Source organism: Kocuria sp. CPCC 205231, from assembly GCF_040980965.1.
GTDB classification, from domain to species: Bacteria; Actinomycetota; Actinomycetes; order Actinomycetales; family Micrococcaceae; genus Kocuria; species Kocuria rosea.
In genome coordinates this window covers 123121-146934 of the sequence record NZ_JAVKPP010000001.1, presented here as the reverse complement: position 1 = coordinate 146934, position 23814 = coordinate 123121, and the positions used below count along the sequence as shown (strand labels likewise).

The following is a 23814-nucleotide window of genomic DNA, read 5'->3' as shown; positions in this document are numbered from 1 at the left end:
CAGCTTCCGGTTCCGGGCCGGCCGGTCACTGGCTGGGGAGCCGCACCGGCATCAGCAGGTACTTGTAGTCGTCCTTGTCCTCGCCCTCGGGCTCGGCCTGGGCGGAGAGCACGGCCGGCTTGGGCGGGGCGGTGAAGGAGAACCGGACGTAGTCGGAGGCGAAGGCGTGCAGGCCCTCGGAGAGGTACGTCGGGTTGAAGGCCACCGTGATGTCGTCGCCGGTGAGGTGCGCGTCGAGGACCTCGGAGGCCTGGGCGTCCTCGCCGGTCCCGGCGTCCAGGGCCACCTGCCCCTGGGTGAAGGCCAGGCGCACGGGGGTGTTGCGCTCGGCCACGAGCGAGACGCGCCGGACGGCCTCGACGAGTTCGGTGGTCCGCACCGCCGCGGTGATCGGCGTGTGCTCCGGGAACAGCGACCGGATCTTGGGGTACTCGCCGTCGATGAGCAGGCTCGTGGTGCGGCGGCCGCCGGACTCGAAGCCGACGAGCTCTGCGGAGTCGGACAGGGCGATGTTGATGTCACCGGCCGGGCCGAGGGTCTTGGCGATGTCGTTGAGGGTGCGCGCCTTGATCAGCGCGGCCGTGGAGATGTCCTGGGTGCTGGGCCGCCAGGTGAGCTCGCGCATCGCGAGCCGGTAGCGGTCCGTGGCGAGCAGCGTCATCTTCTCGCCCTCGATCTCCACGCGGACGCCGGTGAGGATGGGCAGGGTGTCGTCCTTGCTCGCGGCGATGTTCACCTGCGCCACGGCGTGGGCGAACTCGTCGCCGGCCACCACGCCGGAGACGTCCGGCAGCGCGGGCAGCTCCGGGTAGTCGCCGACCGGCATGGCCGCGAGGTTGAAGCGCGAGGAGCGGCAGGTCAGGGTGACCTTCCCCTCGTCGGCGTGCACCTCGACCGGGGCGGAGGGCAGGGAGCGGCAGATGTCCGCGAGCAGACGGCCGGAGACGAGGGTGGTGCCCTCCTCCTGGACGTCGGCGCTGATCGACAGCCGCGCGGAGATCTCGTAGTCGAAGCTCGCGATGGACAGCTGACCGCCCTCCGCACGGATGAGCAGACCGGACAGCACGGGGACCGGGGGCCGAGGAGAGAGGGACCGAGCGGTCCAGGTGACGGCCTCGGCGAGAACATCGCGTTCGACGGAGAACTTCACGAGAGGTTGCTGCCTTTCAGTCTGAGCAAGGACGGCGGAGCCACGGTCCCGGACAGGGTCCGGTGCGGGCCGCGCCGCGGGGTGCAGCGGTGCGAACAGGGTCTTCGCCCTCTGCATCGTATCGGTCCGTTTCACGGGACGGCCATTCGGCCGCTCCGTGGCGGCGTCCGGGTGATCCGGGGCCGTGAGGGCCCGGACGGGGTCGGCGCTCCAGGATTCTTGTTGTTTGGCCAGATGTCTTTTTAAGGATGGGAGTGTTAATAACCGCTGTGGAATCTGTGGATAACTGCCCCTCGGCCAGCACCCGGGCGGTGGCGGCCTGTTGAGTTCCTGTGGTTCGGGGTCCACCGGAACGCATGCTGCCGGTGGACGAGATCCGCGTGGTTCCGCGGGTTCCACAGCCCTCCGCCGAGTTGTACCGAGGTTCTCCACCGGTCGGACGGAGAATTCCACAATTTTATCCACAGGTGTGGGTTCTGTCCTGTGCACAGGCGCTCCACAAGCGCCGACATCCTGTGCAGGAGGGCCCCTCCGGGCCCGGGATCCCGCGGGCGGAGCCTGTGGACGAACTACACGAAAAGGCCCCGGCGGAGCACCGCCGGGGCCTTCGAGGAGGGGTGGGGCCGGGCTCAGCCCTCGCGCTGCTGCTGCTTGATCCGGTTGGTGAGCTCCGTGACCTGGTTGAAGATCTGCCGGCGCTCGGCCATCAGCGTGCGGATCTTGCGGTCCGCGTGCATCACCGTGGTGTGGTCGCGGCCGCCGAGCTCCTGGCCGATCTTCGGCAGGGACATGTCGGTGAGCTCGCGCAGCAGGTACATCGCGATCTGCCGGGCGGTGACCAGGGTGCGCGTGCGGGACTTGCTCTTGAGCTCCTCGAGGCTGATGTCGAAGTACACCGCGGTCTGGGCCAGGATCGAGGCCGCGGTGATCTCCTGCGCGCCGTCGTCGGTGATGAGGTCCTTGAGCACCAGCTCGGCCAGGGGCAGGTCCACCGACTGCTTGTTCAGGGAGGCGAACGCGGTGACCCGGATCAGGGCGCCCTCGAGCTCGCGGATGTTGGTGGAGATGTGGGAGGCGATGTACTCCAGCACGTCGTCGGGGGCGTCCATGCCCTCGCTCGTGGCCTTCTTGCGCAGGATCGCGATGCGCGTCTCCAGCTCCGGCGGCTGCACGTCGGTGATCAGGCCCCACTCGAAGCGGGACCGCATCCGCTCGGCGAAGCCGGTGAGCTGCTTGGGCGGCATGTCGGAGGTGATCACGATCTGCTTCTCGTGGTTGTGCAGCGCGTTGAAGGTGTGGAAGAACTCCTCCTGCGTGTGCTCCTTGCCCGCCAGGAACTGGATGTCGTCGATCAGCAGCATGTCCACGTTGCGGTAGATCTCCTTGAAGGAGGAGCCCTCGTCGTCGCGGATGGAGTTGATGAAGTCGTTGGTGAACTCCTCCGAGTTCACGTAGCGCACCCGCACCTGGGGGTAGAGACGCTTGGCGTAGTGGCCGATCGCGTGCAGCAGGTGCGTCTTGCCCAGCCCGGACTCCCCGTAGATGAACAGGGGGTTGTAGGCCTTGGCCGGGGTCTCGGCCACCGCGAAGGCCGCGGCGTGGGCGAACCGGTTGGACTGGCCGATCACGAAGGAGTCGAAGACGTACTTGGGGTTCAGCCGCGCGGAGCTGTCCCACTCCCCCACCACGGCGGGAGCGGTGCCGGTGTCCTGGACGGGGCGGCGGGGCGGGGCGGCCTGCGGGTCCCGCGGCGGCGGCAGGGTCCGGTCGGCCCCGCCCATCTCGGAGCGGTGTGCCGGCTCCGGGGGCGGCGCCATGAGCCCGGCGGGCTGCCGGTCGAGGCCGGCCGTCCGCCGGTCGACCTCCACCGCGTCGGCGGTGTCGGCGTGGTCGACCCGTGCGGGCAGGTCGGTGCGGTTGCGCTCCGCCTCGAGCTCGCTGATCGGGGGCAGGGCCGCGGTGGGCGTCGAGGCGCCCGCCTCCGGTGCGGGAGCGGTCTCGAGGTCGGCGTCCACCACGAACGCCACGAGCGTCTCGGGGCTGAAGGCCCGGCCCACGGAGGACCGGAGCACGGACGCCATCTGGTTCTGGAAGAACTCGCGGGTGAGCTCGTTCGGGACCGCGACGAGCAGCGTGGTGCCGATGAGGCCCTGGGGCTGGGCCAGGGAGATGAACCCCCGGTAGCGCCCCGTGGTCATGGGGTCCTCGTACATGTACTGCACGCATTCGGCCCATTGCGCGCTGAGCGCCTGATTGTCCTGCGTGCCCACGCGTACTCCTGCTGTCGTCGAGATGTCATCGAGCTGTCGTCGGGATGACGAGGCGGTGGACGGGTCGTCCCGGCCCCTCGCCGGGGATCTTGTCCACAGCGTTGTTCACAACGGTGGAAAAGCTGTCGGGGGCCAGCCGCGAGTGCCAGCCTAGAACATGCGCCGAACCTGTTCATAGCCGTTTTCCGGGGGCTCCAGGAACTACAGACGTGTAGTTCGACGCCCGATCCGCGTGGTTCCGCGGCTCCGGCCGGGCCGGTTTTCCACAGGATGTGATGAAGATCCGTGCACAGCTGTGGGTAGGATGTGAACTGCACAGCGGCGCCGGGTCTCCCGGTGCCCGGTCCAGCACTCGACCACCGTTCGACCCGGTTCCGCCCCGGCCGCCCCGCTCCCGCGCCGGCGGCACCGGGGCCCGCGGCCACCCGTCGCTGATTTGACCGCCCCCTGCCCGTTGTCTAGGGTGAAGTAGTCTTTTGTGTCCACTGTCATGCCCATCCGCATGCTCGGACGCATCCACCAGCACCGCTGTGACCGTCCCTCTCCGCCGCGCCGAACCCGGTGCGGTGAGCCCGAGGACGGGCGCACACCCTGACGCCTTTGGAGTAACCAGTGAGCAAGCGGACTTTTCAGCCGAATAACCGCCGTCGCGCCAAGAAGCACGGCTTCCGTGCCCGGATGCGCACCCGCGCCGGCCGCGCCATCCTCGCCGCCCGCCGCAGCAAGGGCCGCACCGAGCTCTCCGCCTGAGCCGGTCCGTGTCGGCGCCGGCGCTTCCGAGGACCGCCCCGCGACGGGCGCTCCTCGTCGTGCCGGAGCCGCCCGAGCCGCCGACCGTGCAGGAGCGGGACCGTGCTGCCTGAACAGCACCGGATCCGGACCTCGGCCCAGTTCTCGGCCACCACGCGTTCCGGCGCCCGCAACGGGCGCCGGAACGTCGTCGTCTATGTGCGTCCCACCGGCGAAGAGCACCCGGCCCGGTTCGGCTTCGTCGTCTCGAAGGCCGTGGGCAACGCCGTGCGCCGCAACAAGGTGAAGCGACGCCTCCGGGAGCTCGCCCAGACCACGGTCAGGCAGGCCCCGTACGGTTACGACGTCGTGGTGCGCGCGCTGCCGCCCGCCTCCCGCGCGGACTGGACGGAGCTGGCCGCCGACTACGCGAAGGCGTGGCGGACGGCGTCCGCGCGGGCCGGGGCTCCCGGGACCGCCGGGACGACGACCACCGCAGCAGACCGACGACCCGCACGGGAGGAGCCGGAGTCATGAGCGAGCACGCTCACGCGCCCGAGGACCTCCTCGCGGCGGCTCCCCACGAGTTCGTCCGCCCGGCGTCCGCGTGGCAGGTCCTGTGGTTCCTGCCCCAGAACGCGCTCATCGCGGGTCTCAAGCTCTACCGGACCATCGTCTCCCCCCTGTACGGGGACGTCTGCCGGTACTTCCCCTCCTGCTCGGCCTACGCCCTCGAGTCCGTCACGGTGCACGGCGTCGTGCGCGGCCTGGGCCTCAGCGTCCGCAGGCTCCTCCGCTGCCACCCCTGGGCGGCGGGTGGGATCGACAGGGTCCCGGACGGGGGCCGGGTCTTCCCCGACTTCGCGTCCCTTCCCCGGATCGTCCTGCTGAACCATCCCACCCTTGCTGAGCGCCACCAGCACCACCCCGCCGGGGCCACCGGTCCCGCGGCCCAAGGAGAGCCTTCCCCATGAACCTGTTCGAAATGATCCTCTTCCCCTTCAGGTGGGTCGTCTCCGCCGTGCTGTGGGTGTTCCACGAGATGCTGACGGCCATCGGGATGGACCCCGCCGCGGGCATCACCTGGGTGCTGTGCATCGTGGGCCTGACCCTGGTCATGCGCACGCTGACCATCCCGCTGTTCCTCAAGCAGATCAAGTCCATGCGCGGCATGCAGGAGCTGCAGCCGGAGATGGCCAAGCTCCAGGCCAAGTACAAGGGCAAGAAGGACCAGCTGTCCCGGCAGGCCATGGCCCAGGAGCAGATGGAGCTGTACAAGAGCCACGGCTCCAACCCGTTCTCCGCCTGCCTGCCCATCCTGGTGCAGATGCCCATCTTCTTCGGGCTGTTCCAGGTCCTCAACGGCGTGCCCGGTTCCGCGGCCGCCGGCGAGGGCGTGCACGTCCTGAACGCAGCCACCGTGCAGTCCTTCAACGAGGCCACGTTCTTCGGCGCCCCGCTGTTCTCCACGCTGCTCAACCCCGGCGACGGCAACCACGTGGCCACGATCCTCCTGGCGATCGTGATGATCGTCGCGATGTCCGCCTCGCAGTTCTTCACCCAGAAGCAGCTGACGGCCAAGAACATGAGCGAGGCCGCGAAGGCCTCCCCCATGTACCGCCAGCAGCAGATGATGCTGTACCTGTTCCCCCTGGTCTTCGCGATCGGCGGCATCAACTTCCCCATCGGCGTCCTCATCTACTGGACCGTCTCCAACGTCTGGTCCATGGGCCAGCAGTGGTGGGTCATCCGCAACAACCCGACCCCGGGCTCGCAGGCCGAGCAGGAGCTCAACGAGCGCCGCGCCGCCAAGGGGCTCCCCCCGCTCGGCAAGACCGTGGAGGAGCACGAGGCCGACATCGAGGAGCAGCGTGCCCGCGCCGCCGCCGGGCAGCGTCAGCAGCCGGTCGGCAAGAAGCGCCAGAGGCAGCAGGCGAAGCGGAAACAGGCGCGATGACCGCGGCCGGCCGACCCGGCTCGACCCCCTCCCCGCACGGGGCCGGCGCGCCCGGCCCCGTGCTTCCACGGCCCCAGGAGACGACATGACCGACATCCGGCAGACCACCCAGGACGCCGACGACGTGCAGCCCCCCGCGCCGCGCGACGACGCCGACCGCGGCGCCGGGGCGGGAGCCCCCGCCGCGAAGACCCCGGCCGCGGAAACCCCGGCCGCGGAGACCGCCGCCGCAGAGACCGACGCCGTCGATCCGCTCGAGGAGGAGGGCGAGATCGCGGCCGACTACCTCGAGGAGCTGCTGGACACGGCGGACCTCGACGGGGACATCGACATCGAGGTCCGCGACGGTCGCACCTACCTGTCGGTCGTCGCCGACGGGGACGACGTCGAAGGCCTGTCGGCGCTGGTCGGCGAGGACGGTGAGGTCCTGGAGGCCCTCCAGGAGCTCCTGCGCCTCTCCGTGCTGGCCGCCACCGACCGGCGCTCCCGCCTGGTGCTCGACATCGGGGGCTACCGACTCCGCCGGGCCGGTGAGCTCCAGGAGCTGGCGCTGGCCGCCGTGCGCGAGGCCCAGGAGACCGGGGAGCGCGTGCACCTCGATCCCCTGTCCGCCTACGAGCGCAAGATCGTGCACGACGTGGTCGCCGAGCAGGGTCTCGTCAGCGAGTCCGAGGGCGAAGGGGCGGCACGGCACATCGTCGTGTCCGTTCCGCAGGGCTGATGGCCGAGGAGCCGCGCCCCTCCCCCGCTCCGCAGGACCCGCCGGTCCCGGACGAGCAGGAGCGGCGCGCCGCCGAGCGGCTGTTCGGCGAGCGGCTGCCGCTGGCGGAGCGCTACGTGGCGCACCTGGCGTCATCCGGCATCGTCCGGGGGCTCATCGGCCCGCGGGAGGTGCCCCGGCTGTGGAGCCGGCACGTGCTCAACTGCGCCGTGGTCGAGGAGCTCATCGCGACCGGCGCCCGCGTGGCCGACGTCGGATCGGGCGCAGGTCTGCCCGGGCTGTGCCTCGCCCTGGCCCGGCCCGACCTGCAGATCACGCTCATCGAGCCGCTGGAGCGGCGCGTGCAGTGGCTGGACGAGGTCGTGGCCGACCTCGGGCTCACGAACGTGCGTGTGCTTCGGGCCCGGGCGGAGCAGGCCCGGGACGAGGTCGGAGAGGTGGACGTGGTCACCGCCCGCGCGGTCTCGGCCCTGGTGGGTCTCGTGGACATCACCCTGCCGCTGCTGCGCGGCACCGGAGAGCTGCTCGCCCTCAAGGGCCGTTCCGCGGCGGACGAGGTGCGCAAGGCGCAGAAGAAGCTGGACCGGCTCGGCGCCCGGTCCACCGAGATCGTCCCGGCCGGGGCGGACCTGCTCGAGGAGCCCACCACGGTGGTGCGGGTCCGGCTCTGAGCACCGCCGCCTGCTCCGCGCGGTGTCGGCGGTAGGCTGGGAGGAGTGTGCCACGGGCGGTGCGCCGAGCTCGGCCACGGGTCGACGGCAACCTGACCTGCGGCGCGGTCCCAGGCACCCCTCCCCCGCGGGAGGCGTGCTCCGACGGAACGAGTTCGAGACGAACCGGGAAGGTGCGCAGTCAGATGCCGATCGACGACGGCGCGGGAAGTCCGCGAGGCTTCGACGCCGAGTTTCCCCCCGATCCGCTTGATCAATCGATCAAGGTTGTTCCTGATCGGGGTACTCGTGTTTCACGTGAAACGGACGGACAGCTGCCCAAGATGACCACAACGATGGCGGAGGACACGCCGCTGGGGAGGAAGCTCGTGGAGGAGACCAGGCGACGCGCCAGGCTGAAAAAGGTCCAGCTGGAGAAGCCCGCCGCAACGCGGATCTTCACGATCAGCAACCAGAAGGGCGGCGTGGGCAAGACGAGCACGTCGGTGAACATCGCGGTGGCCCTCGCCCGACAGGGGCAGAACGTCCTCGTCATCGACAACGATCCCCAGGGCAACGCGTCGACGGCCCTCGGCGTGGAGCACCACTCGGAGGTCGACAGCACCTACGACGTGCTCATCGACGAGATGCCCATCGCCGACGCGGTGAAGCCGTCCGCCGAGGCGGACAACCTCTGGGTTGTCCCGGCCACCATCGATCTGGCCGGCGCGGAGATCGAGCTCGTGTCCATGGTGGCGCGCGAGCACCGGCTCCGCCGGGCGCTCGAGGCGTACGCGAAGCAGCGCGAGGCCGACGGTCTGGAGCGGCTCGACTACGTCTTCATCGACTGCCCGCCGAGTCTCGGGCTGCTGACCCTCAACGCGTTCGTCGCGGCCACCGAGGTCCTGATCCCCATCCAGTGCGAGTACTACGCGCTCGAGGGGCTCAGCCAGCTGCTCAAGAACATCGAGATGATCCAGAAGCACCTGAACCCCGAGCTGTCGGTGTCGACGATCCTGCTCACCATGTACGACGGTCGCACCAACCTCGCGTCGCAGGTGGCCGAAGAGGTGCGCAACCACTTCCCCGCCGAGGTCCTGGAGACCATGATCCCCCGCTCGGTGCGCATCTCGGAGGCGCCGAGCTACCAGCAGAGCGTCATCAGCTACGACCCCAGTTCCACGGGGGCGCTGTCCTACCTGGAGGCGGCGGCCGAGATCGCCCAGCGCGCCCAGCGCTGACGGAGCGGCCCCTGGCCATTTCCCGGCCACTCCCCCGCCCGACGCCCGTCTCCGTTTGGAGGCGGGCGTCCTGCTGTTCCCGCCCCGCGCCGGGCGCAAGGGACCCACCGTTCCACGTGAAACGGCACGTCGGAACGCGTGGCTCGGCTAGAATTGTCCGGATTGCCGGGCGAGGGAGAGGAACATCGTGAGCGAACGACGACGTGGACTGGGCCGAGGTCTGGGGGCGCTCATTCCGAGTGCACCCGCTGCCGAGGCCCCGGTGAAGGAGGAACAGGGCGCGGACGTCGGCCCGGCTCCGGTGCCGTCGACGAGCGCGGAGGACACGTCCCGGAAGGACGCGGCCCGCACGGATGTTTCACGTGAAACGACGTCCGCTGAAGCCGCACCCGCACGTGCTGAGAATTCGACCGACCAGCCAGACGCAGCAACCGGGACCCCGACGCACCGGCCCTCAGCCGGCGGAGAGCCAGCCACTAGGACCCCGAGCACGTCGAAGGCCGCCGCGCGTCCCGCTGGCGGGACCGCAGACGCAGATGACGTCCCCGAGCAGCCCGGGTCCGCCGAGCCGGCGAAGCGGTCGGCTGCCGGGGGACGGAGCAGGACCGTCAGCCCTGCCGCTCGGCAGAAGGCCATGAAAGCGCGGATGGACATGGGCGAGGCCCTGCGCAACACCACACTTGTCAGCCGACCCTCGGACATGTTCTTCCTGCCATCGGCCGGTGCCCCTGACGCCGCGCCGGCGGCTGACCCCGGGGAGACGTCGTCGACGACGGCGGAACCCGGTCCGGGGAACCGGGCCGGCGTTTCACGTGAAACATCGAATCCGAAGGAGACTCGCCCGTCCGCGGAGGACGTCGAGGCCCCGTCCGGGGGGCGCAGCCGGACCGCGGCGGAGCCGGAGCAGCAGCGACTCGATGTCTCTCCGGCCGGGCCCGCCGCCGCGGGCGATGCGCCGGAGGCGACAGATGATTCCGGCGCGGGAGAGGCGACCGAGGCGACCGCCGTGACGGACCGTCCCGCTTCCGATACGTCCGCGGGCGATGTTTCACGTGAAACGGACGCGGCGGTCGAGGAGCTGGCGGCGGTGCCCGGTGCTACGTTCGCCGAGATCCCGGTCGCGGCCATCCACCCCAACCGCAAGCAGCCCCGTCAGGTGTTCGACGAGGAGGAGCTCGCAGAGCTCGCGTACTCGATCGGCGAGCTCGGTGTGCTGCAGCCCATCGTGGTGCGACCCACCCGCGAGGACGGGGAGCAGTCGTACGAACTGGTCATGGGCGAGCGACGGTGGCGCGCCACCCAGCGCGCCGGGCTGCCGACCATCCCGGCGATCGTCCGCGAGACGGCGGACGACGACCTGCTCCGGGACGCCCTGCTCGAGAACCTGCACCGCAGCCAGCTGAACCCGCTCGAGGAGGCCGCGGCCTACCAGCAGCTGCTGGAAGAGTTCGGCGCCACGCAGGAGGAGCTGTCCCGGCGCATCGGCCGATCCCGCCCCCAGATCAGCAACACGATCCGTCTGCTCCGCCTGCCGCCGCTCGTCCAGCGCCGTGTGGCCGCCGGCGTCCTGTCCTCGGGGCACGCCCGCGCCCTGCTGTCCCTGGCCGACCCCGCGCAGATGGAACGACTCGCGCAGCGGATCGTGGCGGAGGGGCTCTCGGTCCGGGCCACGGAGGAGGCCGTGCAGCTGACGGAGACGGGGGAGCGCAAGCCGCAGCGGGCGGCCGCCCCGGCCGGGCGCAACAAGGAGCGGCTCGACTACATCGCGGAGGCGTTCTCCGACCGCCTGGACACGAGCGTGCGGATCGCCCTGGGCGCCCGCAAGGGCAAGATGACCATCGAGTTCGCCTCGGTGGAGGACCTGAACCGCATCATCGAGGTGCTGGACCCCGGGATGGACCGCACCTAGACCACCGATCGCACGGAAGAGCCCCGGTGTTTCACGTGAAACACCGGGGCTCTTCCGTGCGCCGGGTCCGCCCGGCGGGGCGTTTCAGCGTCCGTTGTACTCGGCGACGTCGTCGACGCTCATGGTGCCCGTGGGCACGTCGTCCTCCGCGAGCAGGAACATGCGCTGCAGACCGAAGACGACGGCCTCGGCCAGGTGGTTCCGGTGCTCGGGATCGGCGAGGGCGGCCCGGTCGGCAGGGCTGGACAGGTAGCCGAGGTCGAGCCAGATGGTCGGCGCGTCCTGGGAGCGCAACAGGTCCCACTGCCGGGCGTGGGTGCCGAGGTCGAGCGCCCCGGTCCGGGCGACCATCTCCTTGAGCACGAGCACCGCGGCCCGTTCGCCGATGGGAGAGTAGATCTCGGAGCGGTCCTGCTCGCCCCAGTAGTAGGAGGCGACACCGCCGGCGGCGGGGGAGGCGTTCCAGTCGCAGTGCAGGGTGACCACCACGGAGTCCGTCCGGCTCCCGGCGACGGCCTCCCGGGTGGAGTCTGCGGTCCGCACGGGCACGCCGCGGCGGTCGTGGAGCTTCCGCCCGGGCGAGACCACCGAGGGGTCGGCGCCGATCTCGTGCAGCAGCTCGGAGGCGCGGACGGCGACGTCCCGGGTCACCTCGTCGGCGCGGTCGCGGAAGTCCGGCGCCGCCGAGGCCGGCGGCTGCTGCCCCGCTGCCCCGGACGGGACCAGCACCACGGAGCGGCCGCGCAGGGCCGAGGTGGCCCGTTCCAGGCGGTGGTACTCGCGCAGCGAGAAGGCCTTGGAGGACGTGATGTTCTTGTTGATCCGGGCGAGCGCGGCGATGGTCTCGCGGTCCACCACTCCGGTGGCCCCGAGACCCAGACTCTGCTGGAGCTCCATGACCGCGTGGTGCGTGCTGCTGCCGAACACCCCGTTCAAGTGTCCGTAGTAGAAACCCAACCGCGAGAGGTTGTGTTGCAGCATGCTGACGTCGTCGCCCCGGAGCGGATGGCCGTCGTCGGCGTAGAGCGGGCGGTCACCGAGGGCGTACTGCGCCTCGTTGAGGCACCGGTCCGTCTCCGGGCCCACCAGGCCGTCCACGATGAGCCCGCGCTCCTGCTGGAAGGCGCGCACGGCGGCGTCGACGTGGTCGTCGAAGTAGGAGGGGTTGTTGACGTCCTGCGGGGCGAGGTAGGCCACGGTGACGCCGGCCCGGAGCAGCCGCTCCCGCAGGCTGACCACCCGCCGGCTCGTCATGGTCCGGCGCAGCATCGGTTCGGTGTCGTCGTTGTTCACGGGTGTCCCACGGGTCGGAGGGGTCGGCGTGGCGCCAGGACAGCGGCTCGTCCGCCCCTCCCCGACGGGGGAGGGGCGGACGAGCCCGGGGTGTCGCGGATGTCGGGGGTCCGCTCAGTTCCCGGGAACGAGGTAGTCGGCGAACTCCTTCTCGAGGGCGCTCTTCGGCTTCGCACCGATGGCCTTCTTGACCACCTCGCCGCCGGAGAAGAGGTAGATGGCGGGGATGGACGTGATGCCGTACTGGGACGCCACGGCGGGGTTCTCGTCCACGTTCAGCTTCACGACCTCGACGGCGTCGGCGTGCTCGGCGGCGATCGCGTCGAGGACCGGGCCGACCATGCGGCAGGGGCCGCACCACTCGGCCCAGAAGTCCACGATGACGGGCTTGTCCGATTCGAGGACCTCGGTGCGGAAGTCGGCGTCGGTGACGTTCTTGGCGGCGCTCATGTTTCTCCTTGTCCGGGTGCCGGGCGCGCGGTCGGCGTGCCCGGACCGCTCTGGGTGACGTGGTGCGGAAGGCGGATCTGGTTCGATTATGGCCCATGCCGGTCCGGGCGCCGGCGGCGCCCGGACCGGGACGGCTCAGCTGTGCAGGACCGAGCGGTCGTGCAGGGCGGCGAGGTAGTGCTCGGTGTCGACGGCGGCGACGCATCCGGAGCCCGCCGCCGTGATGGCCTGGCGGTAGGTGGCGTCCACGACGTCGCCCGCCGCGAAGACCCCGGCGAGGCTCGTGGTGGAGCTGCGGCCGTCCACGGCGATGGTGCCGTCCACGGTGAGCTCGAGCTGGTCCTTGACCAGGGCGGTGCGGGGATCGGAGCCGATGGCGACGAACAGCCCCGTCACGGGCAGCTCCGAGGTCTGGTGGGACTCCGTGTCACGGACGGTGACGGAGCGGACCTTGTCCTCGCCGTTGATGCCCACGACCTCGGCGTTCCACAGGACCTCGATCTTGGGGTCGTCGAAGGCGCGCTGCTGCATGATCTCGGAGGCGCGGAAGCTGTCCCGGCGGTGGATGATCGTGACCTTGGAGGCGAAGCGGGAGAGGAACGTGGCCTCCTCGAGGGCGGAGTCGCCGCCGCCGACCACCGCGATGTGCTGCTCCTTGAAGAAGAAGCCGTCGCAGGTGGCGCACCAGCTCACCCCGTGGCCGGAGAGCCGCTTCTCGTCCGGCAGGCCGAGCTCCCGGTACGCGGAGCCGGTCGCGAGGATCACGGCGTGGGCGCGGTGCACGGAGCCGTCCTCGAGGGTCACGGTCTTCACCTCGCCCTCGAGCTCGAGGGCGACGACGTCCTCGTAGCGGATGTCGGCGCCGAAGCGCTCCGCCTGCTGCTGCATGTTGGACATCAGCTCCGGGCCCTGGATCCCGTCGATGAACCCGGGGTAGTTCTCCACCTCGGTCGTGTTCATCAGCTCACCGCCCGCGGTCACGGACCCGGCGAAGACGATGGGGTGGAGGTTGGCGCGCGCCGCATAGACGGCCGCGGTGTACCCGGCGGGGCCGGATCCCACGATGATCACCTCGTGGACGGTCTCGTCGTCCGCGCCGGCCTTCGGCTCGCCGGTCGAGGGGACGAGGTTGAGGGCGTTGATCACGGGACCGAAGTCGGGGCTCACTGTTCTGCAGACCTTCCGTACAGGGAGCGGCCGGGCACGCCGACCGCAGGGACCACTGGCACAACGGGGCGCGCGCGGCGGATATTCCGGTGCCGGACCCGCCCCGGCGGGTCCGGCGGGGGGAGCGGGGCCCTCAGTCGAGCTGGATCTCGCCGATCCGCAGGCCGTGGTTGAACCCGGCGATGGGGTTCGTCAGCTGCGGCAGCTGCGTCCAGTTCACGATCACGTACTGCTGGTCCTCGTCCTGGGCGGCCGCGGCGAGCGGAACCGTGATCTCCGGGCCCGTGAAGGAGCCGGAGGCCACCTGGTCGGCGCCGTCCAGGCTCGGGGTGTCGTTGACGTACACGTCGAACATCCCGCCCGAGCCGGCCGACTGGCTGAGCCTGAGCGTCTCCACGGGCGCGGGCTCCTCGAGCTGCACGGCGAGGCCGACGCTCGGCGTCCGGTTGCCGAAGTTCGGGTCGGAGAACCCGTAGCTGATCCAGTAGGTGGACGGGTTGCCGTCGACGATCTGGCCCAGCTGCGCGTCCTGGTCGGCCATGAAGCCCGGGTCGGTGGGCACCACCCGGGTGACGGCGCGGGGCTCCGGCTCGGCGGCCGGGGCCTCCGGCTCGGGGCTGGGCTGCACCTGCTCCGCCCCGGCCTGCTCCTCGGCCGGCGCGCTCACGGCGGGCTCAGGGCTCTCCGAGCCGGCGAAGAGTCCGCCCAGCCGGTCGAAGCTGAACACCACGGCACCGATCAGCAGGGCCAGGAGCAGGAGCAGGAGCAGCAGCAGGCCCCGGCCGCCCTTCTGCGGCCGGTCCGCGGTCGCCTCCCGGCGCGGCGGCGCGGCCGCGGCCGCCTCCTCCGGCCCGTGGGGCGTGTCCGGGTGCCCGTCGTCGTAGTCGTCGTAGCTGTCGTAGCGGTTGTCGCCGTCGTAGCCCGGGTCGATGTCCGTCCCGGCCGTGCGGACGGCCGAGGCCGCCGTGCCGCTCGCCGCCGCGCGGTCGAAGAGGGTCGAGCGGGTCGAGGTGGCGCTGACCCGCACCGGCCGGCCGAGACGGGTGCGCACCGAGGGGGCGGGCGCGGCGTCGTCGTACGAGTCGTCGTCCCGCCACCGGGTGACCTTGGGCTGGGGGGCCGCGCCGCCGAGGTCGTCGGAGGCCTCGGTCGCGACCACGGGGGTCGGGCTGGTGGGGTCCGGCTCGTCGTACACGTAGGACCCGGGGCCGCTGCCGCGCGGGGCGCCGAAGATGTCGTCGCTGAGGGACTCGTCCTCGACGTCGTCCGGCTCCACGAGCAGGGAGTCCAGCATGTCCGCGGCCGGGGTGTGCGAGGTCACGAGGTAGGTGTGCGCCTCCGCCTGGCCCAGGTCCAGGATCTGGAAGGGGGCGCCGATGCTGCCGTTGGCCATGGAGCGGGCGTTCTCCACGAGCAGGGACGTGTGCCGCTCCGCGGGCAGCAGGATCGACACGCGGCGGCCGAGGATCTGGTCCTGTCCCTCGAGCACGCGGTCGCCCTCGGCGGTGGCCAGCACGTCGGTGACGACCTTGTAGCGGCCGCCGAGGACGGAACCGAGCTTCATCGGTGCGGGCACGTTGGCTCCCTGGGGGTCGGGAATCCGCGGCGGGGGCCGGAATTCGCGGGCGGGGGTGGCCGGCGGGGCAGAAGGGGTGTTCCTGACCCACGTCACCGACCACTCAGCACTTTACCGGTCCCGGCCTCCCGCGGCCGAGAGCCTCGTCACACGGCCGGTCCGAGCGCTCGGTCCGGGCGCCCGGTCCGCCCGGTCGGGGCGGTCAGCGGCCGAGGCGCGCGAGGAGCGGGCACACGAGGCTGTCGAGCTCCCGGACGCGGCAGAGCTTGAGGGCGCCCAGGTAGGCGATCCCCATGACGGTCCCGCCCGCGGCGACGGTCGCGATCGCCGTCAGCTGGTTGGTCCAGGGGAAGCCGGCGGGGTCGTATCCGCCGAGCAGGACCAGGGCCACGGCACCCACCGCGCCGGCGAGCAGGGACGCCACGAGGATCCGGGCGTGGGAGTCCACGATCCGGGCCACGTCGTAGTCCCCGATCCGGCGGACCAGGACCACGTGGTAGATCAGCGCGCTCAGGACGTTCTGGGCCGCGTAGCACGCGGCGACCGCGAAGACGATGAGGTCCGGCGGGACGAACGACCAGATCAGCAGCGCCGAGACCACGGTGAAGAGGGCGACGCCGACCTGCACGAGGAACGGGGTGCGGGCGTCCTCCTGCGCGTAGAACGCCCGGCCGAGCATGAAGGACACCGACATGAAGGGCGCGCCGATCGCGATCACCGTGATCACCTGGCCGACCACGGCCCCCGCGGAGGGGACGCCGCCGCTGAAGAGCATGCCGAGGGGGCCGGCGAAGACCACGAGGGCGACGGTGGCGAAGACCGTCGCCACCCCGGTGATGCGCAGGCTCGAGGACAGGGACGCGACCATCCCGGCCCGGTCCCCGTCCGTCGAGGCGGCGGCCATCCGGTTGAACAGCACCGTGGCGATGGACAGCCCGATCACCCCGTGCGGGAGGGAGTACAGCATCGAGGCCTGGTTGAGGGCCGCCACGCCCGCGATCTGCTGCGGCGGGTCCATCGCGAGGTACTCCGGGCGGTAGCCGGTGGGGATCGCCGCGACCTTGGTCAGGGTCAGGAACGCCAGGTTGGCGAGGACCCCGGTGGCGAGGGTCCAGCCCGCGAGCCGCGCCGCGGTGGAGAGGCCGATGCCGCGCCAGCCGAACTTCGGGCGCAGTCCCAGCCCGAGCCGGCGCAGCGGCCAGAACAGCACGAGGGCCTGGGCCGCGACGCCCACCGTGGCCATGGCCGCCAGCCAGAAGGTCTTGGCCGGGGACCAGTTCTCGAGGGTGTGCACCGTCTCGGCGTACGCCCCGAACTGCTGGACGAACACGAGCAGCGCTGCGATGGCCACCACGTTGTTGACCACCGGCGCCCACATGTACCAGCCGAAGGCGCCGCGGGCGTTCAGGACCTGCCCCACCACGGTGTAGAGGCCGTAGAAGAAGATCTGCGGGAACGTGAACAGCGCGAACGTCAGCCCGAGCGAGAGCTGCTCCTCGGTCCAGTCGGTGCCCATGGTCCGGATGATGGGTCCCGCCAGCAGCACCACGACCGCCGTGACCCCCAGCAGGGCGAGCACGGCGAGGGTGAGCAGGCGGGCGATGTAGTCGGCCCCGCCGTCGTCGGCGGTCCTGGAGGCCTTGATGATCTGCGGCACCAGGACGGCGTTGAAGATGCCGCCCGCCACGAGGACGTAGATCAGGTTCGGCAGCGTGTTCGCGAGCTCGAAGACGTCGGAGACGGTCGTGATGGAGCCGATCGCCACCGTGATGAGGACCGTCTTGACGAACCCCAGCGCGCGGGAGACGAGCGTGCCCGAGGCCATGATGGCGCTGGAGGCCGCGCCCGAGCGGCGGGCCGGGGCCGCCGGGGTGCCCTTCCCGGCCGGCCCGGAGGGCTCCGCGGTCTCAGAGCTGGTGGATGATGTATTCACGGGCGATGTCGGCGATGCGCCGTTCGTTGGGGAAGGACAGCTTCCGGCCGAGGTCGTCGATGTTCACCCAGGCGACGTCCACGGCCTCGTGGTCGGGGTCGTTGTCCGTGGTGAGGTGACCGCCCGTGGCGCGCAGCAGGAAGTGGTGCACCGTCTTGTGCACGCGGTGCCCGGAGACCGTGAACCAGTAGTCGATGCTGCCCAGCGGGCTCAGCACCTCACCGGCGATGCCGGTCTCCTCCTCGATCTCGCGGATCGCGGCTTCCTCGTTGGACTCCTCGCCCTCGGGGTGGCCCTTGGGCAGGCACCACTCGAGGCGCCCGCCGCGGTTGATCCGGGCGATGATGGCCACCGGGTGGGAGGGCGCGCCGAGGTCGACGACGATCCCGCCGGCGGAGACTTCCTCGACCGTGGGCAGCGCAGCGGCCGGCGCGGTCGGCCGCTTCTTCGGTGCGCTGGGTACGGGGAAAGCCATGTCTCCTACCTTGCCACAATCGCCCGGGCTCCCGCCGGAGCGGGGGAGGGGCTCCGGCGGTCGGTTCCGGCGGGGCCGCGGCGGCCGGGTCCGCGCCCCGGGGTCTGGAACAATGGGCGGCACCATGACGCAGCTCCCCGACGCCCACGCGATCCACCCCGCCGCCCTCGACCTGGGGCGGCGGTTCTCCGCCGCCGGCCACGAGCTCTCCCTCGTGGGCGGGCCCGTGCGGGACCTCTTCCTCGGCCGGCCCTCCCTGGACCTGGACTTCACCACCGACGCGACGCCCGAGGAGACGCTCGCCGTGGTCACGGGGTGGGCGGACGCGGTGTGGGAGATCGGCCGCGCCTTCGGGACCATCGGGATGCGCCGCGGCGACGTCCAGCTGGAGGTGACCACCTACCGGGCCGAGGCCTACGACGCGGACTCCCGCAAGCCGCAGGTGGCCTTCGGCGACTCCCTCGAGGACGACCTGTTCCGCCGCGACTTCACCATCAACGCCATGGCGCTGCGGCTGCCCGGCCTGGAGCTCGTGGACCCGCACGGCGGGATCAAGGACCTGCACGCCCGGGCGCTGCGCACCCCGGGCGCCCCGGAGGACTCCTTCTCGGACGACCCCCTGCGCATGATGCGCGCCGCCCGCTTCGCGTCCCAGCTCGACGTCGAGGTGGCGCCCGAGGTGCGCGCGGCCATGACCGGCATGGCGGAGCGCATCGCGATCGTCTCGGCCGAGCGCGTGCGGGAGGAGCTCGTCAAGCTGGTCTGCGGGCGCCGGCCCCGCCGCGGCATCGACCTCCTGGTGAGCACGGGGCTCGCCGAGGTCGTGCTGCCCGAGGTGCCCGCGCTCCAGCTCGAGACGGACGAGCACCACCGGCACAAGGACGTCTACCAGCACTCCCTGACCGTCATGGAGCAGGCCGCGGCACTGGAGTCCGGTCCGGACGGCCCCGTGCCCGGGCCCGACTTCGCGCTGCGCTTCGCCGCGCTCATGCACGACGTCGGCAAGCCCGCGACCCGGCGCTTCGAGGAGTCCGGTGCCGTGAGCTTCCGCCACCACGAGGTGGTGGGCGCGAAGCTCACGGCCAAGCGGATGCGGGCCCTGCGCTTCGACAACGACACGATCAGGACGGTGGGCCGGCTGGTCGAGCTGCACATGCGCTTCTACGGCTACGGGGACGCCGAGTGGACCGACTCCGCCGTGCGCCGCTACGTCCGGGACGCCGGGGAGTGCCTGGAGCGGCTGCACCGGCTCACGCGGGCGGACGTGACCTCCCGGAACCGGCGGAAGGTGGCACGGCTCGCCGCCGCCTACGACGACCTCGAGGCGCGGATCGAGGAGCTCTCCGCGCGCGAGGAGCTCGACGCCGTGCGGCCGGAGCTGGACGGCGAGCGGATCATGGCGGTGCTCGGCATCCCGCCGGGGCCGGCGGTGGGCCGGGCCTACAAGTTCCTGCTGGACCTGCGCCTGGACGAGGGGGAGCTGGGGCCGGAGGAGGCCGAGCGGCGGCTGCGGGCCTGGGCCGCGGACACCCTGTGAGCCCCCGGTCCGGCGCCGGCGCCGCCGGGAACGTCCTCTGCTGCCCCCGGAGTGCATATATCGGTGAAGACATATCTTCCGACCTCACTGCGGTCCTTCGGGCCGGGATCGGGGCGGGCGTGCTGCGCGGACGGCGGGAGGGGCCGTGAGCCCCCTGGGCGGGTCCCGGGGCGGCCACCGGGCGCTGCTCGTCGGCCTGAGCCTCTACGCGGTCATGACGGCCTGGCTGCTGCGGCTGCCCTGCCGGGTGCCCGGCTGGGGCGCCGCGGAGAGCCTGCCCGCGCTGTGCGCCACCGAGATCGCGCCCGGCGAGGCGTCCGGGGCGGGCGGGTTCTTCACGGGCGGGCCCGCGGGGGACCAGCCCGCCCTGGTCGGGATGATCACCACGGTGGTCGGCTGGTTCGCGGCCCGCCTCTCCGCGCTGTTCGGGACGGACGTGGACCGGGGCGTGTTCGCCGACCTCTCCGTGCTGCTGCTGGCCCTGGTGTGGATCGGCACGGTGGCCGCGGTCTCCGCGCTCTCCGGCAGGCGCGGCGCGGACGCGTTCGTGCTGGCGCTCGCACCGGTGGTGGTCCTGGTGGGCTTCGGCACGTGGGACCTGTGGGCCGTGCTGCTGATGATGCTGGCGCTGCTCTTCCACGTCCGGGGCAGCCCCGTGCCGGCGGGGATCCTGCTGGGTCTCGCGGCGTCCGTGGCGCTGTTCCCCCTGGTGGTCCTCCTGGCCGTGCTGCTCCTGGCCGTGCGGTACCGGCAGTTCCGGGACTTCGCGGTGGTCCTGGCCGGGACGCTGCTCACCTGGGCGCTGGTCAACGGGCCGTTCCTGCTCTCCGCCCCGGACCGGTGGGTCCGGCAGCTCCGCCTGCCCTGGGACGGGCCCGTGGAGGGCTCCTCCTCCTGGGGCGTCTGGGCCCGGGTGGAGCAGGCGCGCACGGGTGCGGCCCCGGACCCGGCGGGGGCGGGGCAGTGGGTGCTCCTGGCCCTCGTGCTGGGCCTCGTGGCGGTGCTCGTGCTGACCCTGCTCACCCGGCAGGAGCCCAGCGTCGTCCAGATCGCGTTCCTCCTGCTGGCCGTGCTCGTGCTCTCCGGTCCCGCCTACTCCCTCGTCCACGTGCTCTGGCTGGCGCCCCTCGTGGTGCTCAGCCGGCGCAACTGGCTCGAGTTCGCCGCCTGGCAGCTCGTCGAGGTCCTGTGGTGGACCACCCTGGTCCTGCCCGAGCCGACCTGGCCGGTGCTGCCCGGGCTCGGCCTGATCGGCTGGGACGCGCAGGACCTGCTCGCGGCGGTGCGCGTGCTGCTCCTCGTCCTCCTGGTGGTCGCGGTCGCGGTCGACGTCCTGCGGGGCGGTCAGGCGCGGCGGATCGGGCTCTCCGAGGCCGGCTGAGCGTCCCGGCTCCGCCGGGAGGGGGAGGCCGGCGGCCGCCACGCCCGCACGGGTTCATCCTGACGGCGGTGCCGTCCCGCGCCGGCTCTCCCGTAGGTTGGTGGCGGAGAAGAACCGACGAGTGCTCGGAAGGAGCGCCGGTGATCGAGATCGAGAACCTGACGAAGACCTACGGCGGCAAGACGGCGGTGGACGACGTCAGCTTCACCGTCCGCCCCGGCAAGGTGACCGGGTTCCTGGGGCCCAACGGGGCCGGCAAGTCGACCACGATGCGCCTCGTCGTCGGGCTGGAGTCCGCGACCCGGGGCCACACCCGCGTCAACGGCAGGCCGTACGCCCAGCACCGGGCGCCGCTCGCGGAGGTCGGGGTGCTGCTGGACGCGAAGGCGGTCCACCCCCGGCGCACCGCGCGCGCGCACCTCTCGGCGCTCGCCGCGACCCACGGCATCGCCAAGTCCCGCGTCCAGGAGGTCGTGGACCTCACGGGGCTCGGGGCCGCGGCCGACAAGCGGGTGGGAGGCTTCTCCCTCGGCATGGGCCAGCGCCTCGGGATCGCCGCGGCGCTGATCGGCGACCCGCACACCGTGATCCTCGACGAGCCCGTCAACGGACTGGACCCCGAGGGCGTGGTGTGGGTGCGCCACCTCGCCAAGTTCCTCGCCTCGGAGGGCCGCACGGTCTTCCTGTCCTCCCACCTCATGTCCGAGATGGCGCAGACCGCCGACCACCTCGTGGTGATCGGCCGGGGCCGGATCCTCGCGGACGCGCCGATCCAGCAGATCCTCGCCGGGGGCCGCACGCGCACCCGGCTGCGCGCCACCGACCGGGAGGCGATGCGCCGCGCCCTGCAGGGCACGGACGCCGGCATCACGGAGTTCGACGACGACGGGCTCCTGGTCACGGGGCCGGAGCCGCGGCGCATCGCCGAGGCCGCCCTCTCCCACGGGGTGCTGGTCCACGAGCTCACCCCCCTCACGGAGACCCTCGAGGACGTGTACATGGCCATGACCCAGAACGAGGTCGAGTACCGCTCCGGCGGCGCTCCCGCACCGACCGACCCGGCGCCCTGGGCGGGCGCCGCCGCACGAACCGGAGACCGAGCATGAGCACCAGCACCTCGACCGCCCCCCGCCCGCAGACCGGTACCCCGGAGCGCACCGGGCCGTCCGACCCCGCGTCCCGGGTGCGGCTGGGCTTCGGCCGGGTCCTGCGCTCGGAGTGGATCAAGTTCCGCTCCCTGCGCTCGCACTGGATCCTGCTCGGCGTCGCCCTGCTGCTGTCCCTGGGCTTCGCGGCGCTGGGCGCCTGGAGCACCACGTCGTTGCAGAGCTTCAACGAGCAGACCGCGCAGGAGCAGGTCGACGAGTCGCTGGACGGACGGTCCCCGGAGGAGCTCGGGCTCACCGAGGAGGAGGTCCAGCAGCAGCAGGACGCGTTCGCCGCCGAGTCGGACCGGCAGATCGCCGCGCAGTCCGACATTGCCCTGCCGGACGGGATGGGCTTCAGCGAGTACCTGGCCATGACGAGCGCCAACAGCGGCCTGCAGCTCGTCATGCTGCTCCTGGGAGCGCTGGCCGTGCTGTTCATCGGCTCCGAGTACGCCACCGGCGCCATCCGCACCACCATGACGGCGGTGCCGCGGCGCACCCCGGTGATGCTCGCCAAGACCGTGGTGCTCTCCGTGGTCGCGTTCCTCTTCGGGGTGCTCAGCGGGCTCCTGTGCCACCTCGTCGTCCAGCCGGTCCTGGCGGGCGGGGACCTCGGCTACGACGTGTGGCAGGAGCCCGTCCTGCTCAACGTCCTGGCGGTGGGCGTCTTCTACATGGTCACCGCGTGGCTGGGCTTCGGGCTCGGGGCCCTGCTGAAGTCCACGACGTGGGGGATCGTGGTGCTCGTGGTGCTGGTGATGGTCCTGGAGATCGTGCTGTTCGCGCTGTCCTTCGAGTGGCTCGAGGACGTCAAGCCGTACTCCCCGGGGGCGGCCGGCACCCAGCTGACCACGATGTACCAGTCCGCCGACCCGGTGCTCACCCACGTGGAGTCCGGCCTCGTCTACGGCGCCTGGGGCCTGGTGCTCGTCGCGGCCGGGATCCTGGCCACCCGGAGGCGCGCGCTCTAGCGGTTCTTCCGTCCCGGCGGCGACGCCGGCCCTACGATGTGAGCTGGTGGGCCGGGACGCGGCCCGCACCGTCCGGGCCGAGTGCCGGACGGACCCCTGGGGAACGGGAGCTGCGGTGTCGGTGTCACGGGAGCGGGAGGCCGGCGAGGCCCTCTCCGCGGTCGACGCCCGGGGCCTGCGGCGGACCCTGCTGCACTGGCTGACGGTCGTGGTGGTCCTCGTGACCGTGTTCAGCTCCGTGGTCAACTGGGTCTTCGTGGACCGGGAGCCGCAGGACCCGGTGGCCACGTGGCTCGGCGGGCTCGAGAACGGGCGCTCGCGGCAGCTGCTGTCCCGCACCGAGGCCGTCGTGGCGGACCCCACCCTGAACATCTTCTCGAACCGCGTGTACCGCAACGCCGCGGGGCGGATCGGCGGCTACGAGATCCTGGGCGTGGACCGCCGCGGGAGCCGCGCCGAGATCCGGGCGCGCGTGTGGTGGGACGGACCCGACGGCGCCCGGGACCGGGAGGAGGTCCACGTCTACGGGGTGCACCAGGTGCGGCGCAGCGGTCCCTTCAACGACCAGTGGCAACTCGACTCCCCGGACGCGGCCCCCTTCTCGATCCACCTGCCCGCCCCCCTCGACGAGCTCTCCGTCAACGGGGAGACCGTCCGCCCGGACCCGGACGACCGGGTGCCCGACCCCGAGGGCCCCGGCGGCACTTGGCGCTTCGAGGCCCTGCCCGGGGACTACGCGATCGGGCTGCCCGGGAACTCCTACTACACGGCGGACCCGCCCCTGGAGCCGCACACCGTGGCGTTCCGGGATCCGGCACCGGCCTCGGTGGCGCTGCGGATCGAGCCCTCCCCGAGGATGTGGCAGGAGGTCGACGACCGGATCGAGGAATGGCTGGAGAGCTGCACCGACTCCGACGAGCTGTCCCCCGAGGACTGCCCCTCGTCCCGGCGCTGGGCGGCCCCGCAGGAGCCGCTCGAGCCGTCCGCGGCGGCGACCGGGACGCCGGACCCGGAGATCACCGGCGTCCGGTGGCGGCTGGTCTCCCGGCCCGCCCTGGTCCTGGTCCCGGACCCGGCGGACCCGCTGCGCTGGACGGCGGACGCGCACCGGCCCGCGGAGGCGCGGCTGAGCTACGAGGAGGACGGGGAGACCGTCACGGAGCGGATCGAGTTCCCCGTCCGCGCCGCCGTGCGCTCCACGGGCCAGAGCGCCGACATCGAGGTGGGCCTGGACTAGACCGGTGCTCCCGTGGCTG

21 protein-coding genes are annotated in these 23814 nt (G+C 72.0%); 13 read left to right on the top strand and 8 right to left on the bottom strand.

The features are described 5' to 3' along the window. Positions 1-25: 25 nt before the first annotated feature. Together dnaN and dnaA are read right to left on the bottom strand one after the other, a co-directional pair. Positions 26-1150, bottom strand: coding sequence for a DNA polymerase III subunit beta (gene dnaN / locus RF640_RS00760; protein ID WP_035924354.1), 1125 nt, complete (start codon positions 1148-1150; stop codon positions 26-28). Between the two features lie 629 nt (positions 1151-1779). After that, a complete protein-coding gene (gene dnaA / locus RF640_RS00755) occupies positions 1780-3372 on the bottom strand; it encodes a chromosomal replication initiator protein DnaA (RefSeq protein WP_017835072.1) in 1593 nt (530 codons plus the stop codon). Positions 3373-4032: 660 nt separating this feature from the next. On the opposite strand from dnaA, the gene rpmH reads away from it, so the two are divergent. The 8 genes from rpmH (at position 4033) to RF640_RS00715 (ending at position 10627) form a co-directional block, all read left to right on the top strand. Continuing rightward, complete coding sequence (rpmH, locus tag RF640_RS00750; RefSeq protein WP_019181680.1) at positions 4033-4170, top strand: 50S ribosomal protein L34; 138 nt, start codon at positions 4033-4035, stop codon at positions 4168-4170. A gap of 102 nt (positions 4171-4272) precedes the next feature. After that, positions 4273-4686: a ribonuclease P protein component gene (gene rnpA, locus RF640_RS00745; RefSeq protein ID WP_095650041.1), complete on the top strand. Its 414-nt coding sequence runs from the start codon at positions 4273-4275 to the stop codon at positions 4684-4686. Further along, positions 4683-5123 (top strand): membrane protein insertion efficiency factor YidD, encoded by a 441-nt coding sequence (gene yidD / locus RF640_RS00740; protein ID WP_017835070.1) that lies wholly within the window; start codon positions 4683-4685, stop codon positions 5121-5123. The genes rnpA and yidD overlap by 4 nt, the downstream gene beginning before the upstream one ends. Then, positions 5120-6106 (top strand): membrane protein insertase YidC, encoded by a 987-nt coding sequence (yidC, locus tag RF640_RS00735; protein ID WP_095650042.1) that lies wholly within the window; start codon positions 5120-5122, stop codon positions 6104-6106. The genes yidD and yidC overlap by 4 nt, the downstream gene beginning before the upstream one ends. Positions 6107-6191: 85 nt before the next feature. Next, the gene (locus RF640_RS00730) at positions 6192-6827 is read left to right on the top strand and encodes a protein jag (protein ID WP_368826169.1); all 636 of its coding nucleotides are present in this window, start codon (positions 6192-6194) and stop codon (positions 6825-6827) included. Beyond that, positions 6827-7498 (top strand): 16S rRNA (guanine(527)-N(7))-methyltransferase RsmG, encoded by a 672-nt coding sequence (rsmG, locus tag RF640_RS00725; RefSeq protein ID WP_136341491.1) that lies wholly within the window; start codon positions 6827-6829, stop codon positions 7496-7498. The genes RF640_RS00730 and rsmG overlap by 1 nt, the downstream gene beginning before the upstream one ends. Before the next feature lie 185 nt (positions 7499-7683). After that, positions 7684-8718, top strand: a complete 1035-nt coding sequence (locus tag RF640_RS00720; protein ID WP_269149900.1) for a ParA family protein — start codon at positions 7684-7686, stop codon at positions 8716-8718. Between the two features lie 652 nt (positions 8719-9370). After that, positions 9371-10627 (top strand): ParB/RepB/Spo0J family partition protein, encoded by a 1257-nt coding sequence (locus tag RF640_RS00715; protein WP_368826327.1) that lies wholly within the window; start codon positions 9371-9373, stop codon positions 10625-10627. 84 nt (positions 10628-10711) lie between these two features. On the opposite strand, the gene RF640_RS00710 is transcribed toward RF640_RS00715, so the two are convergent. The 6 genes from RF640_RS00710 to RF640_RS00685 form a co-directional block, all read right to left on the bottom strand. Next, positions 10712-11920: a peptidoglycan-binding protein gene (locus RF640_RS00710; protein WP_109243529.1), complete on the bottom strand. Its 1209-nt coding sequence runs from the start codon at positions 11918-11920 to the stop codon at positions 10712-10714. 114 nt (positions 11921-12034) lie between these two features. Continuing rightward, positions 12035-12370, bottom strand: coding sequence for a thioredoxin (gene trxA / locus RF640_RS00705; protein WP_017835063.1), 336 nt, complete (start codon positions 12368-12370; stop codon positions 12035-12037). A gap of 135 nt (positions 12371-12505) precedes the next feature. Further along, positions 12506-13516, bottom strand: a complete 1011-nt coding sequence (gene trxB, locus RF640_RS00700; protein ID WP_229586515.1) for a thioredoxin-disulfide reductase — start codon at positions 13514-13516, stop codon at positions 12506-12508. Between the two features lie 154 nt (positions 13517-13670). Then, positions 13671-15113, bottom strand: a complete 1443-nt coding sequence (locus RF640_RS00695; RefSeq protein WP_109221580.1) for a hypothetical protein — start codon at positions 15111-15113, stop codon at positions 13671-13673. Positions 15114-15315: 202 nt separating this feature from the next. Continuing rightward, the gene (gene murJ, locus RF640_RS00690) at positions 15316-16938 is read right to left on the bottom strand and encodes a murein biosynthesis integral membrane protein MurJ (protein WP_136341834.1); all 1623 of its coding nucleotides are present in this window, start codon (positions 16936-16938) and stop codon (positions 15316-15318) included. An 82-nt stretch (positions 16939-17020) separates the two neighbouring features. After that, the gene (locus tag RF640_RS00685) at positions 17021-17521 is read right to left on the bottom strand and encodes an NUDIX domain-containing protein (protein ID WP_017835060.1); all 501 of its coding nucleotides are present in this window, start codon (positions 17519-17521) and stop codon (positions 17021-17023) included. A 124-nt stretch (positions 17522-17645) separates the two neighbouring features. Here RF640_RS00685 and RF640_RS00680 point away from each other — a divergent pair, with 124 nt between their 5' ends. The 5 genes from RF640_RS00680 (at position 17646) to RF640_RS00660 (ending at position 23795) form a co-directional block, all read left to right on the top strand. Beyond that, positions 17646-19058, top strand: a complete 1413-nt coding sequence (locus RF640_RS00680; protein WP_043739739.1) for a CCA tRNA nucleotidyltransferase — start codon at positions 17646-17648, stop codon at positions 19056-19058. A gap of 145 nt (positions 19059-19203) precedes the next feature. After that, complete coding sequence (locus RF640_RS00675) at positions 19204-20439, top strand: glycosyltransferase 87 family protein (RefSeq protein WP_368826165.1); 1236 nt, start codon at positions 19204-19206, stop codon at positions 20437-20439. A 140-nt stretch (positions 20440-20579) separates the two neighbouring features. Then, complete coding sequence (locus tag RF640_RS00670) at positions 20580-21545, top strand: ABC transporter ATP-binding protein (RefSeq protein ID WP_136340906.1); 966 nt, start codon at positions 20580-20582, stop codon at positions 21543-21545. Beyond that, positions 21542-22558 carry an ABC transporter permease subunit gene (locus RF640_RS00665; protein ID WP_136340907.1) on the top strand — a complete coding sequence of 339 codons (1017 nt, stop codon included), beginning with the start codon at positions 21542-21544 and terminating at the stop codon, positions 22556-22558. Before RF640_RS00670 ends, RF640_RS00665 begins: the two co-directional genes overlap by 4 nt. A 115-nt stretch (positions 22559-22673) precedes the next feature. Further along, positions 22674-23795 (top strand): hypothetical protein, encoded by a 1122-nt coding sequence (locus tag RF640_RS00660; protein WP_136340908.1) that lies wholly within the window; start codon positions 22674-22676, stop codon positions 23793-23795. The last annotated feature ends 19 nt before the right edge of the window (positions 23796-23814 follow it).